Below are 15,164 nucleotides of genomic sequence, written 5' to 3' on the forward strand. Positions count from 1 at the left end.
GGAACCCCGCAGAACCGGTGCAGCATGCGACTGACTGTCAGACACACGACCCGATACCGTTACGAGACGCCACTCGCCAACGCCATGCAGCAGTTGCGCCTGACGCCCGAGGATGGCCCGAGCCAGAGAGTTGTCGAATGGTCCATCGAAGCACCCGGCATTGAACGGGCGACGACCTACAAGGACGCCTTCGGCAACCAGGTTCACATGGTGTCGCGCAGCGAGCCGATCGAGGACGTCGAGATCACCGCCAGCGGTATTGTCGAGACGACGGATACCAACGGAATTCTCGGCCACGAACCGGATGCCGGCATCCCACCGCGGATCTACACAAGGGTCACTCCGCTTACGCAATCCAACCAGGCGATCCGCAGATTGGCGGCCAACGCGGAGGGACATGACAAGATTGCCGGTTTCCATGCTCTGATGCATGCCATCCGCGACAAGGTCGACTACAAGGTGGGCGTCACCGAAACGCACGCTCCGGCCACTGCCGTGCTGGCTGCCGGAGAAGGCGTCTGCCAGGATCACGCGCATATTTTCATCGCCGCCGCACGTTCCATCGGCGTTCCGGCAAGGTACGTTTCCGGCTATCTGCTGCTGGAAGACGAACAGGCTTCGGAAGCCCATCATGCCTGGGCCGAAGTGATGATAAACGGTCTTGGCTGGACCGGATTCGACATATCCAACGCAATGTGTCCGACCGATCGCTATATCCGCTTGACGGTGGGCCTGGATTCCCGTTCAGCTGCCCCTATCAGGGGGATCCGTTTTGGCGGGCTTGAGGAAAACCTGCATGTTGAGGTCGATGTGGCCCAGGCCGCATTCCAGCAACAGCAGTAAGTGTCCTTTCAAACCGCCCGAACAGGCTCACTCCAGCAAAAGATATTAAAGGGCAACCTGCGCCCTGCCTGATGGATGCTTGACCTTTAGGGGATCCAGCAACGGGTCTTGGCGCAGTCTGAGGGCTTGGGAATGACCTATTGCGTTGGCTTGAAACTGGATCGCGGGCTGGTGTTCGCCGCGGACACACGCACCAACGCCGGTGTCGACAACATTGCCACCTTCAAAAAACTCCATGTATGGGAGGAGCCAGGCGAGCGGGTGATCACCCTGCTCTCTGCCGGCAACCTTGCCGTCACCCAGGCCGTCGTATCGCTTTTGAGTGAGCACATCACGTCCGCGGAAAGCGACCGGGCGACCCTGATGACCGCAAAAACCATGTTCCAGGTTGCCCGCCTCGTCGGCAGTGCGGTTCGTGAGGTCAAGGCGATCGACGGCGAAGCCCTTGCAACAAGTGCGGAAAACTTCTTCGTCACCTTCATTCTGGGCGGCCAGATCAAGGGTGAGGAACCGCGCATGTTCCAGATCTATGCGGCCGGCAACTTCATCGAGGTCTGTGAAGATACGCCCTATCTGCAGATCGGCGAGCACAAATACGGCAAGCCGATCCTGGACCGGGTCACGCGTGCGGACATGCGCCTCGGTGAAGCGGCCAAGCTGGTGCTGCTGTCCTTTGACAGCACGCTGAGGTCGAACCTGTCTGTCGGCATGCCCATCGACATGTTGCTCTACAACACCGACAGCTTTTCCACCGACCGCCAGGTACGCATTCAGCAGGACGACCCGTATTTCCAGAAACTGTCCCGGGGCTGGTCCGACAAGCTGCGGCAGGCCTTTGCCGATATTGAGGAATTTGAGGTCTGATCCGGCAGGAAACTGTCAGGCGGACGTCACAATCGATCAGTAGAAGCGGACCGGACCCTTCCGGAAAGTGAGTATCCATGAGCAATTCCAGCGACGTCGCCGAGCTTGATCCAACCGCATGGACCAGGGAGCCGGCTAACGAACCGCTGGAAATCAATGATGCTGCGCTCAGGGCCGTGCGCGAGATGATCAAGTCGGGCCAGCGCACGCAGCTGGTCGAACTGCTCAAGCGCTGGGACCCCGTCGACGTCATGCAATTGTTGACGCGGCTGCGCCTGAAACAGGCCCGCAAATTGTTCCAGTGGTTGCCGGCCAACCCGTCGATCAAGGTCATTGCCGAGCTTCGACCGGAATTCCGTTCGATCCTGATGGAAGAATCCACTCTTGAGCAGTTTCGGGATATTCTCGCCGGTCTCGATCCGGAAGACGCCATCGAAATTCTCAACGAGTTTCCGGACGATGTCGCGGACGAACTGATCGCGCGCTTGCCGGATGTGGAAGACATCGCAACGCGCGGTTCCTATGCCGACGACACGGCGGGCCGCGTGATGGCCCGCAAGTTCGTCGCCCTTCCCGAAACCTGCACCGCCGGCGAAGCTGTCGCGCAGATGCGCGCGGAAGCCAGCCGCATTCGCAAGGTCTTTACCGTTTATGTGACCGATGCCGACGGCAAACTGACCGGAACGGTGGAAGTCGGCAAGCTTCTGCTCGCGCCGGCGGACGCCACATTGTCCAGTTTCATGAACCGCGACGTCATTGCCGTGTCCACGGACACTGACCAGGAAGAAGTGCTGCGGCTCGCCCGAAAACGCGACATGCGCACCGTGCCGGTCGTCAGCGGAGAAGGCCACCTGATCGGCCGGATCACGCCCAAGCAGTTGACACGCATCGCCTCGGACGAAGCCAACGAAGACATGCTGCTGATGAGCGGCGTTTCCTCAGAAGCCAGGTCGGATGACACGGTGCTGCGTATAGTACGCGGCCGCCTGCCCTGGCTGCTCGCCGGTCTGGTGGGGGCCAGCGTTGCAGCAACGGTGGTCGGTTCCTATGAAGACCAGTTGGCGGAAGCCGCCATCCTGGCCGCTTTCATTCCCGTCACCATGTCGATGGCCGGAAACGCGGGCCTGCAGGCCTCCGCTGTGGCGGTACAAGGCATTGCGACCGGAGCCTTGTGGTCCGGCGATATCTTCTACCGCCTGCTGAAGGAACTGGTGGCGGCGCTCTTCAATGGCGCTATCGCCGGCACGATCCTAGGCTGTCTCGTGCTCGTGGCTTCGCTGATCGTGCCGCTGGAAGACCCGCTGCACCTTGCCCTGGCCACATCGCTGTCACTGCTGTGCGTCACCACGCTCGCGGCCATGGTCGGCGCCACCATACCAATCATTCTGGACAAGATCGGCATCGACCCGGCCATGGCCATCGGTGTCTTCATCACCTCGTCCAACGACGTCCTCGGCGTGCTCATTTTCTTTCTGATGGCAACGACGTTCTACTTGGGGTGAAGCCAATACGCTCCACACCACATCGCAGGGAAATTGTTACGCTTCTCGCAGGATCAGAACCGCCGCGTCGAATTCCTTGCGCTTGTAGGCCCGGACGAGAGCAGCTTCCGCGTCTTCGCCCCAGCGCTCGATGTTGAAGTCCTCTTCCACATGAGCGGCCGTCCAGGCGGCATCGGCGTCGAGGTAGTCTTCCAGCAGACCAAGCCCCAGGAGCGCGGAGCCTGTCAGGCTGGTGATCGTATGGAGCGCTGCGAGGCGCATCGGCGTCAGGTCGGAAAGTCGGGCCCGATAGGCGGCAAGCAACGCTTCCGGCTGGGCAGCGTGAATGACACCTTCGATCAGCACGAAACGGCCGCCGAGCAACCCGCCTGCCCAGTCCACGACCGGATCCCACAAGCGCCTTTGGGTGTCGATCAGGCTTTGCGGATCGTCCGCGCGGTAGCACAGCGCATCATTGCCGGCAAACCGGGTGATATCGTCAGCCACTTCGTCAAACCGGATGCTGACTGCATCAAGCGCTGAATTGGAAATCCGGGTCAGCGGCATGGTGGCCGGATTGATTTCCTTCTGCTGTGCCTGCCATTCGGCGGCAACCGCTGCTGCAAGCGCCTCACTCGGCAGCAACAAGGCCGCCTTGCCCGGTGTCTTGACGGGCCTTCCGTCCAGATGGATCGCGAAACCGCCGTCCACGGCAACATGGGTTGCTTCCTTGTAGAAACGCTTAGGCAATTCGCGCCGGGAGAGTTCGCGCGCCCGCTGCTCCGGATCCTTGGCCGCATCTTCCTGCAAGGTTTCAAGAAAGTCGCGCATCACATTGTTTCCTTGTCGAAATCCAGAAGTTCACCAAGTGCCAAATCCAGCTCGGCATAGGTCTGGATGATCTTGTCTGCACCATCAGCACTCAGCCGGTCATGATCATGATAACCCCAGGCAACGCCCAAGGCATGTGTGCCGGCGGCCTTGGCCATCGCCATGTCAAATCCGGTATCACCGATCATGATTGTTCGTGTCCTGTCCGCTCCGGTCTCCGCCATTGCCCGCAGCACCATGTCCGGATGAGGCTTGGAGGGCGAGGTATCAGCTGTCTGGACGGTCACGAAGCGTCCATGCAGATCATGGGTATCCAGCATGTGCGTGACCCCACGCATCGCTTTGCCGGTGGCAATTCCAAGAAGGACATCGTCACGCGCATTCAACCGGATGATAGCCTCGCGAGCACCCGGATAAAGCGGGTCGAGATCCAGCCCTTCCCTCCTGCGGGACCACTTGGCCTGTTTATACGCGTTGGACATCACCGGGATCTTGTCCTGGTGTTCAGGTCCAACGAGATCCAGAAAAGCCTCGTCCAGCGACCGCCCGACGATTGAGAGCGCCGTTTCCCGGTCAGGCATGGGCAGGCCCGCAGCCTCGAAACCGACCTGCAGGCCCTGCAAAATGGTTTTCTGACTGTCCACCAGCGTGCCGTCGACGTCGAAGATGATCAGATACATGGGCATCCTGTGCCAAGCGAACGGAAAGTAGCCCGCATGTGCCGGGTTTTCCCCCGGGGGTCAAGAGCACATTTGACACTGCGCCGGATTGGAAGTTTTGCCGACATCTACGTCATTGATTGGTAAATTCAACAATAGGCAAAGACTTCCACAGTCTGCGGCAAATTGACGTTCAATCTTTGGATATCGCCAATTTTGAAAAACCGCCCGAAAATTGCCTCTTTAGAGTGATTACCGGTCTCTTGGCCGCTTGCATATTTATCGTAAAGAACTTGGTTACCATGATCGACGATACTGCTGCAGGCGGGTGGGCATGAACGTTTGGGGCAAGATTGTCACCAAAGGATACGAATTTGGAGCGCGGTCGAACAAGACCGGCGTAACAGAGTGGTTTTGTCTGAATGATTCAGAAGAAACAAAAGGTCGGCCTGAAGGGGCAAGCAACATCCCGGAAGACCAGCCGGACTTTTTATACGATCCTCGCGGGGGCAACTTTGGTGATATCCGGCTTGGCCGGAACCGCCACTTATCTTGGAACCTCGATCGCCCCGTCTCATTTTGTCGCCGCCGGCACTGAGCCGCAGGAGAAATTGACGCTTGCGCAGACAACCCCTGCCACAGCTTCTCTTGGTCTGGCCCCGATTGCGCTGACAACGAAAAAACGGCAAAGCGCCGAAGCGGAAGCCGCTCTTGCAGCGGAAAAAGCCGCTGAACAGGCAGCAGCAATAGCTGCGAAAGCAGAAGCTGCCCTCAAGGCGGAAGCGGCGGCACTCGAAGCTGAGGCTAAAAAGGCTGCGAAGGTGGCCCTTGCCGCCAAGCTCGCAAGGCTGAAACTCGCCCAGACACTTCTGGCCCATCAAGCTGCTTCAGAAACCACAAGTGTTGCCGCGCTCGATGAACCGGCAGCCGATGACACTGCGCCGAATGTCGAGGTCGCAGCGTTACAAAGCGTCGGCACCACGGCTGAAGCAGAGACGAATGTTGCCGCAAAGCCTGAACAAACGGCCGTGAACATTGCCATGGCTGCGGGTAATCCGGCCAAACCCGGCGCCATTCTGCCGCCAACCCCGGACATGAAACCCGAACCGCCGCGCCGCAGCGCGCCTGTGGTTGCAGAAAACCGTCCTGAAGGCAGGGAAAAGCCTGAACAAGCGTCTCCCGTTCTGGCCTATGCAACGCCAGGTAATCCCGAAGAAGATGAAAACGGAGTGTTCGGCGGTCTCGGCAAATTGTTCGGCAGCGCCAAGCCCGGACTTCCCGGTGCAGGCAGCAAGATTGCCGTCTATGACATCAGCGCCGCAACCGTTCACATGCCGGACGGCACCAAGCTGGAGGCTCATTCCGGCATTGGACACCGGATGGACAATCCGAAGTTTTCGCACGTGAAGATGCTCGGCCCGACGCCGCCCAACATCTACAACTTGAGAATGCGCGAGCGGCGCTTCCATGGCGTGGAGGCCATTCGCATGCTGCCGCAGGACCGTGCTGCCATGAAAGGCCGTGACGGCATGCTGACCCATACGCGTCTGCTGCGCCGCTCCATTGGTTCCCATGGCTGTGTTGCCTTCAAGGACTACAACAAGTTCCTGAACGCATTCAAACGCGGCCACGTGAAGACCTTGATCGTCGTTCCGTCGATGGAAAAGCTGCCGACCTACATGGCAAAACTTCAGCGGAGCACCGGAGCCTGACCTTGCAGGCAACTGCCGGATTGGATATGCCTTCTAAACATCCCGTTTTCAGTCGAAAGCGGGATGTTTCATCGTTTTGAGGCCGCCAGCACGTTCTGGTCTGACGGCCTCAATCAGGCAACTGCCATTGCAGTATAGCGCCCTGCCCGCCCGGAGCTTTTCTTGACCAAGATCATCCTGTTGCTGCTGTTCATGATTGCCGCGATCCAGGTGATCAAACCGCTTGGCTGGCCTGGTCTCAGGAAACGCTCGGATGCCTGGAAACTGGTGGCGGGCGTTGTGTGCATCACCTTTGCGTCGGTGATCCTGGGTGCACTGTTTCAGGGCGTTTGATTACGTCCACCAGGTTTGCAAACATCCGACAGCGAGCTCCCCATCAAATGCTACGATCTGACGACGCTACAACTCTACATCTGTTTTGCGGCAAGGTTGCTTCCGGCAAGTCGACATTGGCGGATCGCTTTGCCGAGCGTCCCGGCAACATTCTCCTGCGGGAAGACGTCTGGCTGTCCGGTCTCTACGCTGACCAGATGTCCAGCCTCGCAGATTTTGTCCGCTGTTCGTCACTCTTGAGAAAAACGATAACGCCGCATGTGGCAGCCCTGCTGGAAAGCGGTCTTTCCGTGGTACTGGACTTTCATGCCAACACGAAAGAAAGCCGGCAATGGATGCGCGCCATTGCCGACAAGGTCGAGTGCGAGCATCAGCTTCATTTTCTCGATGTGCCGGATGAGGTCTGCAAGGAACGGCTTCGCCAGCGCAATGCCGCCGGCAAGCACGAGTTCTCGGTGTCCGAGGCCGAGTTCGACCGGATCTCAAGCCACTTTCAGCCACCGGCGGAAGACGAGAGCTTCAATCTGAAGGTCTATCCCGCCGCCGACAACTAGGCTTCTGGCAAAGCAGAGAAGCGCTATCAGCGCTTGTTGAGCGCGTCGTCCGGATCATCCACTTCCGGATCATAGTCCGTTGCATCAAATCCAAGCAGATTCCAGGTCTGCTGCATGTGCGGCGGCAGCGGCGCCGAAACATCGATCGTGCCATGGCCCGACGGATGCGGGATCACGATCCGGCGCGCCAGCAGATGCAGGCGGTTCTGGATACCACCCGGCAGCTCCCAGTTCTCGATATTGAAATACTTGTCGTCACCGATGATCGGATGACCGATATGGGCCGCATGTGCGCGCAACTGGTGCGTTCGGCCCGTCACCGGTTTCATCGTCACCCAGGAAAGCTTCTGGCCGGACTTTTCGAAGACGGAATAGAGCGACACGGCGTGCTGTGCCTCATCATCGCCCTGGCGCACGATCTGCATGCGTTCTTCGCCGTCATTTCTGGCCAGGAAGGTGGAAATGCGGCCCTGAAACGGCTTCGGAACACCCGCCAGGATTGCCCAGTAGATCTTCTGGGTATTCCGGTGACGGAAGGCCTTTGTCAGTTCCTGCGCGGCCTGACGCGTACGGGCAACCAGAATGATGCCGGAGGTCTCACGGTCGAGACGGTGCACCAGACGCGGCTTGTTGCCCTTGCGGTCGGTATAGGCGTCCAGCATGCCATCCAGGTGGCGCTTGAGGCCTGAACCGCCCTGAACAGCAAGACCTGCCGGCTTGTTGAGCACCATTACCTGGCTGTCTTCAAACAGCAGCATGTCCTCAATGGCCTTGCGGTCGTCAGCAATCAGCTTGGTGGATTTCGGCTTGGCATTCTTCTTGTCGTCCGCCGGAAGTTCCACCCCGAGAGGTGGAATACGGATCATCTGCCCCTTGGCGATACGGGTGTTGGTCTCGGCACGCTTGCCGTCGACACGGACCTGCCCCGTACGCAGCAGTTTCTGCAGATGACCGAATCCAAGGCCCGGGTAATGGGACTTGAACCAACGGTCGAGGCGCATGCCCGCCTCATCGGCGGACACTTGTTTCTGTTCAATCGCGGACATGTTTTTCTCAAATTCGGCATCCGGCCTGCCGCCGTGACGCGCATCCATCGCCCCTGCATCAAGGCGGGGGGAAAATTCGTTCCGCAGCGTATAGGCGGAATCGGCCCGAAAGGGAAGGAATTCTTAAGTTGCGACCTGGCGCATGATCATCAGTCCGGCAAACACGGCAAGAATGGACAAGGCGACAGAGGCAAGAACATACATGAGTGCCAGATGCGTGTCGCCGCGCTCCCACAGCACTGAGGTGTCGAGCGAAAACGCGGAGAACGTCGTGAAGCCGCCGAGGAAGCCGGTCGCCACGAAATAGCGCAATGACTGCAGGTTGCCGGTCTCATGGCGAACCAGCCAACCGATGAAAAGCCCCATGGCCAGTGAGCCGACGACATTGACAGTAAGAGTTCCGACAGGAAAACCCGGCCCAAACAAACGGAGCGTCGCAAGCGACACCAGATGCCGTCCGCCCGCACCCAGACCACCGCCCAGCATCACCAGCAAAAGATGTTTCAAACCGTCGCCCCGCTTCTAACTGGTCCCAGCCGTCCCTGAATACGCCGAGTTCAATCCATGCATGGGTGAACCATCACGGAATCTGCAGGGCCAGGGACAGCCCTATTCGCCGGGAGCCGCCGGCTTTGCAGCCGATTTTTCGCCCATCTGTTCAAACACCTTGACCTGTTCATCGTACTTCGGGTCGATGGTGCCGCAGACACGGTCCCAGAACGAAAAGAAATTGGCGTAATTGTAGCGGAAGCGCGAATGGTGCTGGTCGTGGAAAGTCACGCAGACCATCGGCGAAGGCATACGCGACATCGGCGACGCCCAGAATTCGAAACCGGAATGGCCGATTGTGCCGTTGAAATGGTCCCACAGCCGGTGAACGATCAGCACGGGGATCGGGATCGGTAGGAAGATGACCGCCCACAGATAATAGCTCTGCATGACAAAGGCATCGACCAGATCGTCGGAATAGGTGCTCCAGACAGTCGGCGCGACCGAGCGGTGATGTTCCGCATGAAACCGGTACATCGCCTTCGTATGCATGAACCGGTGGCCCCAGTAGAACCAGGTGTCGAAGGCTAGGATGGAAACGACAAACATCAGGATTGCCGACCACCAGGTCAGCTCCAGCGGCGCGACCAGGGTCCAGCCCTTCATCGAAAGGAAGATGCCGCCGGCAAGACAGCCAGCGGTCACGGTCAACGAATAGACGCTGGCCCGGATTTCCTTCCACATGCGCTTTTCACCACGCCGATTCTGCTGAATACGCCGCTCCGGGTGCCGGTCCTGTATCTTCACCAGCACCCAGCCGGTCGCAAAATACAGGAACACGTTCACAGCGTAGCACGCCGCGTAAATCGGCAGGAATTCAAGCAATATCGTCAGCGCCTGATCGAGCATATCTCTTCATACATCCATTTGGTCGGTTGGCTGACACATGTGAGTACTGTGCGGGCTTACCCGGTTGCCTTGACTTTCGTTTCTTCCGAATCCGGAATTTCCCCGGTCTCTTCCATGGACCGCACCAGCACATCGTACTTGGGATGCACCGTTCCGCAGATCCGGTCCCAGAACGAGAAGAAGTTACCGTAATTGTAGTGAAACTGCGAATGATGCAGATCATGGAACGTCGTGCAAATCAGCGGCGAAGGGAATCTCGACGACTTGGACGCGAAATATTCAAAGCCCGAATGGCCGACCATGCCTGAAATCTGGTCGAACAACCGCAGGGCAAAAACGCTCAAGGCCGGCACCGGCAGCACGAACCAGACCAGAAAATAGAAAAAATGCTCGATCAGGGTGTCGACCGTGGTCGAGCTGTCGTTGCTCCAGACCGTCGGTGCGATCGAGCGATGATGAGGTACGTGGAATTTGTAGAGCGACGGCCAGTGAAGAATCCTGTGCCCCCAATAGAACCAGGCATCAAACAGGACGAAGCAAACGGCGAACATCAGCGGAAACGACCACCAGCTGAGTTCCAGCGGAGCGAACAGTGTCCAACCCTGGGTCTGTGCGAAAAATCCGGACGACAGCAGGACGGAAGATGTCGCCAACGCCTTCATGGAGGCTCGGATTTCCTCCGCCTGGCGCTTCATGCCGTCACGGTGTTTCTGGATCCGCCGGTCAGGATGACGGGCATTTATCGCGATCATCGTGAACCCGGTCGCAAAATAGACCGCCACCATGGCCGCGTAGGTGAGCACCAGAACGATGAGGTAATCGACGAATAGCCCCATCATGATTTTTCCTGTTTGCCGGTGCCGGCATAAAGCGCTTCGAACCCTTCCACCCGCTCGTCATAGGTCGGATGGATGGTGCCGCAGAACCGGTCCCAGAAGGAAAAGTAGTTGGCGTAGTTGTAGACGAAATACTGGTGATGCTGGTCGTGGTAGAGCGTGCACAGCAGCGGCCAGGGTTTGCGGGCGCTCGGGCTTGCGAAATGCTCATAGCCGCAATGGCCAATGGCGGCCGACACCTGGTCGAACAACCGGTGGCCAAGGAAAACCAGTGGCGGAATAGGCACGACGAATAGCACAAGCGCATAATACGAATGAGCGAACAGCGTATCCACACTGGAGCCTGCATCGTTGGACCAGACTGTTGGCGTCACCGTCATGTGGTGCGGCTTGTGGAACCGGTAGAACATCTTGGTGTGCAGGATCCGGTGCCCCCAGTAGAACCAGGTATCGTGCAGGGCTAGCGAGATGACGAAGAACAACGGCACCGACCACCAGGACAACGCGACGGGGTCGAACAGCGTCCAGCCACGCAGCTGGGCATAAAGGCCGATGGAAAGACAGCAGCTCGTGATCGACAGCTGCCCCATGGAAGATTTGATATCGCGCAGGGCATCGTGGGTCGGCTGGCGTTTCTGGATCTTGCGGTCCGGGTGGCGCCTGTTCATCACCGTCATGGTCAGACCGGTCGTGAACAGCACGATCAAGCTGGAAGCGTAAAGCACCAGAAAGAAACCCAGAAACACCTCCGGGCCGGTCCCAAAATGTTCGGCAATAAAAGTCATCAACTCAAATTTCCACGCGCAATTCCCTGGCCACTTTTGTGCGTAGCGAAAGAGCGGACCTCACGTCAAGGAATGACTTGCCAAATTATGAATATTACCCGGTCAGACGCTTTCCGTCACATGAGCGAAATCGGGATAGATCGACCGGACCAGCTTGTCGACCCGGTCTATTTCCTCTGGAATATCAGAAAGTTTGCCACGTTCTTCTTCCAGAACCGCCAGAAAGATCCGCGCGCGTGCCTGGTTTACCTGGATCTGCGGCAAAGTGCCCTCACCTGCCGCAGACAGAACGATGCTGACCAGCCTGTCGGCGGCGTTGAGACGTCCCCACAGATAATCATGTTCCCGCCAGCCGCGATTGAAGAAGGCACCGAACGTATTCAGGGACTTGCCCTTGAGGTCGAAACCTTCCGTATAAAGGCTTGCGGCGTCGGTCGGGCTGATGCGGTCGACCAGGATTTCCGTCACCTCCGAGAAGTCGTTGCGCTGCAACACGGGAAAGGTGATCAGATCGAAAAAACCGAAGCCGATATAGGTTCCCATCAGGGATGTGTGACGGCTCTTGTCGAGTAGATTTCGGGCCGTCTCGGCAAAGAGTTCGTCCTGAAGCCTGTCCAGATCGGCAAGCCCCATCATCTGTGTCAGGGATTTCAGCATTGGCTGGACATGCTCGGCAGCGTCCGGACCACCCGCCTCCGCTGCCCGAACGAACGTTTCGGCGAGTTCCCGACTGCGGCCACCGAAAAACCGGTCATTCCAGCGCCAACCCAGATGATCGATCTGCTCGTAGAGCAATCCCTTCATCTGATCGAGCGCCTCGAAATTGGGCGGCGGTAAGTCGGAGCCCGGACGATAGTGATAGAAGCCGTTGAGCTTGCGCACCGCAAAGCGAAGCCGGCGTATCCGGTAGTCGACATCCAGCCCGCGCAACAAGGCAACAACATGCGGGTCCGTGCGCCCCAGGATGTCCTTGCTCTCGGCTGTCAGGCGGCTGGTGTGACGCGAGTACAGTCCCAGAAGGGCTTCTTCCTGGCCACGTGCACTGTCCAGCCCGCTGAGCCGCGCCGTCAGGCCAGCCAGCCGCTCAGCCAGGGAATGAAGTTTCAGGGACTGATAATTGAGAAAGGCGAACCCTGCCTGCTCGAATGCGGCCACGGTTGCCTGCTTGCGGCACAACGAAAGAATGTCAGGTGTGACCCGGCGCCGCTTTGGCAAAATGCCCGCCACCGCCTTTTCCACCATCGGCCCCGCATCATCGATCAGTTGCGAGAGCCAGCGGCTGCGCCGGTTGTTCTGTTCAAGCTCTTTCAGATCATCGCCGATGGGCTCATTGCGCGGAATATGAGCGAGCGAAGCCAGGATCACGCGGAAGAACCCGGGCAGTTCCGAAACGGTGCTATCCGTTTCGACCGGAACCACCGGTGACGGATCCACATAGATCAGCCGCCGGGCAACTTCACGCACCGCCGGCCGATCCTGAATAACGTCTATCACCGGCGCAAACGGCTTGTTCATGACGACGCTGCCATCGACAAAACAATGCTGACCGGCCGTCTCGGAAGTCAGGTTCAGCCCTCTTGCAAGAAACGCATCCCGGTTGCGCCACGTCAGGTCGTGATCGACCAGCACCCGCTCCATTTCCGCAACCGTTGCAGGAGGGAACGCCCCTGGAAACGAGGACGTCGCACGAGCCGCAAAGACAATTTCCGGAATGCTGTCGGCATCGAACTGGCTTTCGATATCTCCTGGCATTCTGTGCGCGGCATGGAAACTCAGGATTCGGCGATGATCCCACTCCTCGACATAGTCCGGATCATCCAGGTGAATGCGTCGCTTGATGCCGTTGTAATCGGTGATCGTCACGAACAGGTCGAGCGTCTGACCACGCGGGATCAGACTGCGGCCGGGCACGGCACCGTCCTCCATCTTCTGGCAGGCATCCAGCATCCAGCTGATGAACCGTTCACCGGAAAACGGCGGTGTGAACCAACGCGCCTGCATGAACAGTCGCAGCTTCTCGCGCGTTTCCGCGCTTTCTATCTGCTTTGTCAGCCGTGTGGAAATCAGCTGATCCAGCACCGGCGAAATGGAAATCTTCAGGTATCGGGACAAACCGGCCTGTGGCCGGGCCAAACGGGTAACATCGGCATTTTCCAGCCACATCTCGCTGTGGCTGTCGAGCGGCAGGTCGTGGGTGATGGCTCGCGCAAGCATGATGCCGTTGACGCCACCTGCAGACGCACCGGCAATTGCGTCAACCACCACCCGGATGTCGGCAACGGAGGACAACAGATCGAGCAGATCCTTGTAGGCACTTTGAACCGGAGGAAGCTCCTGATCGGGTATTTCCTGGGCAGAACCGTTCGATTTTCGGTCAAGGCGAACGCTCGACGCCCGAACAAGATTGAGGATTTCCCGGCTTACGCCATGCATGTAGATGGCAAGCGAAACGCCGCCATAAAACACCAGCGCCAATCTGAGTTCGATTTCCTTCATGAGGTCACCGTGGGGAACATGTTGAAGTCCTAACACGAAAGAATGGCTACTATCTTTATGCGGCGGACCTTTCCATTCGCCAATCAAGACATGGCGGAACTATGCTCTCGCCCGATCACTTCTATGCAAACATGGTTTGACGACGAGGCTTGCCGGGAACTTGGCGCTCTGAAGCCTGCTACAATTTTCCCCCGCCTGCCCTGTATATTCCGCTAAGATAGTTCATGGATCCGACAGTGATTCTTTAAAGTTCAGCATTATTAAACAGACAATGAGACCAGACCTTTTCGACGCGGAATGAAATGGCCAAGAGTGTAGATACAGCTGCCCAAAGCTCCGATGATACCGGGCAAGCCGACCAGACGACCTCGCTGCAATCCCTGCAGGAAGAGAACGACTATCTGCGATCCGAGTTGGAAGATCTGCGCCTCCTGTACGAGGCGACCATCGAGCATGGCGAAGCGGTCGAGGACCAGCTGGCGGATCAATCCACCAAACTCGAGGCACTTTCGCGGCAGCTCGCCAAATACCTTTCGCCTCAGGTCTATCAATCCATTTTCGAAGGCCGTCAGGAAGTCAAGATTGCGTCCACACGCAAGAAACTGACGGTTTTCTTCTCCGATATAGCCGACTTCACCGAAACGGCAGATCGGCTTGAATCAGAAGAACTCACGGCGATCCTCAACCAGTATCTGACGGAGATGTCGAATATCGCGCTGCGCTACGGCGCGACCATCGACAAATACGTCGGCGACGCCATCCTGATCTTTTTCGGTGACCCGGAAACACGTGGTGTGACCGAGGACGCGCTTGCCTGCGTACGCATGGCCATCGACATGCAGGACCGGATGAAGGCGCTCCAGGGTGCCTGGCGGGAAGCCGGTATCTCCAAACCGATGAAATGCCGCATGGGGATCCATACGGACTATTGCACCGTGGGCAATTTCGGCAGCGAAGACCGGTTGGACTACACCATCATCGGACGTGGCGTGAACACGGCCTCCCGTCTGGAAAGCCTTGCCACACCGGGCTCTATCCTGATCTCCTTCGAAACCTATTCGCAGGTGAAAGAGCAGATCAAATGCGCTGAAAATGGTGAAGTCAACGTCAAGGGGATTGCCTATCCGGTCTCCACCTACGAGGTAATCGGCCTGAAGGAACCCGTTCCGGTCAAGGATGATCTGGAGGTCGACCTGGTGTCTCGCCAGCTGGACAAGATTTCCGACACGATGGCACCGGAAGACCGGGACAGGCTGATCGCCACACTCAAGAGCGCCCTCGACCGTCTGACATCAACCGAAACCGCCTGATCTTTCAGGCTACTCG

14 protein-coding genes and 1 pseudogene are annotated in these 15,164 nt (G+C 58.2%); 7 read left to right on the top strand and 8 right to left on the bottom strand.

What is annotated here, in order from left to right; all coding sequences use genetic code 11:
* The first annotated feature begins 24 nt into the window (after nucleotides 1-24).
* From ACVDG9_RS14045 to mgtE, 3 genes are all read left to right on the top strand, one after another.
* Nucleotides 25-843: a transglutaminase family protein gene (locus tag ACVDG9_RS14045; RefSeq protein WP_022998269.1), complete on the top strand. Its 819-nt coding sequence runs from the start codon at nucleotides 25-27 to the stop codon at nucleotides 841-843.
* A gap of 132 nt (nucleotides 844-975) precedes the next feature.
* On the top strand, nucleotides 976-1,707 hold the full coding sequence (locus tag ACVDG9_RS14050; protein WP_022998268.1) for a proteasome-type protease: 732 nt from the start codon (nucleotides 976-978) through the stop codon (nucleotides 1,705-1,707).
* A 77-nt stretch (nucleotides 1,708-1,784) separates the two neighbouring features.
* Nucleotides 1,785-3,209: a magnesium transporter gene (mgtE, locus tag ACVDG9_RS14055; RefSeq protein ID WP_022998267.1), complete on the top strand. Its 1,425-nt coding sequence runs from the start codon at nucleotides 1,785-1,787 to the stop codon at nucleotides 3,207-3,209.
* A 36-nt stretch (nucleotides 3,210-3,245) separates the two neighbouring features.
* Here mgtE and ACVDG9_RS14060 read toward each other — a convergent pair whose 3' ends face one another.
* Nucleotides 3,246-4,019, bottom strand: coding sequence for an ATP12 family chaperone protein (locus tag ACVDG9_RS14060; protein ID WP_447238242.1), 774 nt, complete (start codon nucleotides 4,017-4,019; stop codon nucleotides 3,246-3,248).
* On the bottom strand, nucleotides 4,019-4,699 hold the full coding sequence (locus ACVDG9_RS14065; RefSeq protein ID WP_168688038.1) for an HAD-IA family hydrolase: 681 nt from the start codon (nucleotides 4,697-4,699) through the stop codon (nucleotides 4,019-4,021). The genes ACVDG9_RS14060 and ACVDG9_RS14065 overlap by 1 nt, the downstream gene beginning before the upstream one ends.
* Before the next feature lie 497 nt (nucleotides 4,700-5,196).
* On the opposite strand from ACVDG9_RS14065, the gene ACVDG9_RS14070 reads away from it, so the two are divergent.
* The 3 genes from ACVDG9_RS14070 to ACVDG9_RS14080 all read left to right on the top strand — a co-directional run bounded on the left by ACVDG9_RS14070 (nucleotide 5,197) and on the right by ACVDG9_RS14080 (nucleotide 7,277).
* Nucleotides 5,197-6,390, top strand: coding sequence for a DUF2778 domain-containing protein (locus ACVDG9_RS14070; protein WP_447238243.1), 1,194 nt, complete (start codon nucleotides 5,197-5,199; stop codon nucleotides 6,388-6,390).
* A 162-nt stretch (nucleotides 6,391-6,552) separates the two neighbouring features.
* Complete coding sequence (locus ACVDG9_RS14075) at nucleotides 6,553-6,723, top strand: hypothetical protein (protein WP_022998263.1); 171 nt, start codon at nucleotides 6,553-6,555, stop codon at nucleotides 6,721-6,723.
* Nucleotides 6,724-6,770: 47 nt separating this feature from the next.
* On the top strand, nucleotides 6,771-7,277 hold the full coding sequence (locus tag ACVDG9_RS14080; RefSeq protein WP_447238244.1) for a P-loop nucleotide/nucleoside kinase family protein: 507 nt from the start codon (nucleotides 6,771-6,773) through the stop codon (nucleotides 7,275-7,277).
* 26 nt (nucleotides 7,278-7,303) lie between these two features.
* Here ACVDG9_RS14080 and ACVDG9_RS14085 read toward each other — a convergent pair whose 3' ends face one another.
* From ACVDG9_RS14085 to ACVDG9_RS14110, 6 genes are all read right to left on the bottom strand, one after another.
* On the bottom strand, nucleotides 7,304-8,323 hold the full coding sequence (locus ACVDG9_RS14085) for an RluA family pseudouridine synthase (RefSeq protein ID WP_035909367.1): 1,020 nt from the start codon (nucleotides 8,321-8,323) through the stop codon (nucleotides 7,304-7,306).
* Between the two features lie 123 nt (nucleotides 8,324-8,446).
* Nucleotides 8,447-8,830: a fluoride efflux transporter CrcB gene (crcB, locus tag ACVDG9_RS14090; protein WP_055654707.1), complete on the bottom strand. Its 384-nt coding sequence runs from the start codon at nucleotides 8,828-8,830 to the stop codon at nucleotides 8,447-8,449.
* A 102-nt stretch (nucleotides 8,831-8,932) separates the two neighbouring features.
* Entirely contained in the window at nucleotides 8,933-9,721 is a 789-nt protein-coding gene (locus tag ACVDG9_RS14095; RefSeq protein ID WP_022998259.1) for a sterol desaturase family protein, read from the bottom strand.
* Nucleotides 9,722-9,777: 56 nt separating this feature from the next.
* Nucleotides 9,778-10,560 carry a sterol desaturase family protein gene (locus ACVDG9_RS14100; RefSeq protein WP_447238245.1) on the bottom strand — a complete coding sequence of 261 codons (783 nt, stop codon included), beginning with the start codon at nucleotides 10,558-10,560 and terminating at the stop codon, nucleotides 9,778-9,780.
* The gene (locus ACVDG9_RS14105; protein ID WP_055654709.1) at nucleotides 10,557-11,342 is read right to left on the bottom strand and encodes a sterol desaturase family protein; all 786 of its coding nucleotides are present in this window, start codon (nucleotides 11,340-11,342) and stop codon (nucleotides 10,557-10,559) included. The genes ACVDG9_RS14100 and ACVDG9_RS14105 overlap by 4 nt, the downstream gene beginning before the upstream one ends.
* A 102-nt stretch (nucleotides 11,343-11,444) precedes the next feature.
* Complete coding sequence (locus ACVDG9_RS14110; protein WP_077292686.1) at nucleotides 11,445-13,838, bottom strand: patatin-like protein; 2,394 nt, start codon at nucleotides 13,836-13,838, stop codon at nucleotides 11,445-11,447.
* A 488-nt stretch (nucleotides 13,839-14,326) separates the two neighbouring features.
* On the opposite strand from ACVDG9_RS14110, the pseudogene ACVDG9_RS14115 reads away from it, so the two are divergent.
* Nucleotides 14,327-15,148 (top strand): annotated as a pseudogene (locus ACVDG9_RS14115) (adenylate/guanylate cyclase domain-containing protein); the annotation flags it as partial.
* Nucleotides 15,149-15,164 lie beyond the last annotated feature (16 nt).

It is taken from the genome of Roseibium sp. RP-7 (assembly GCF_053005225.1).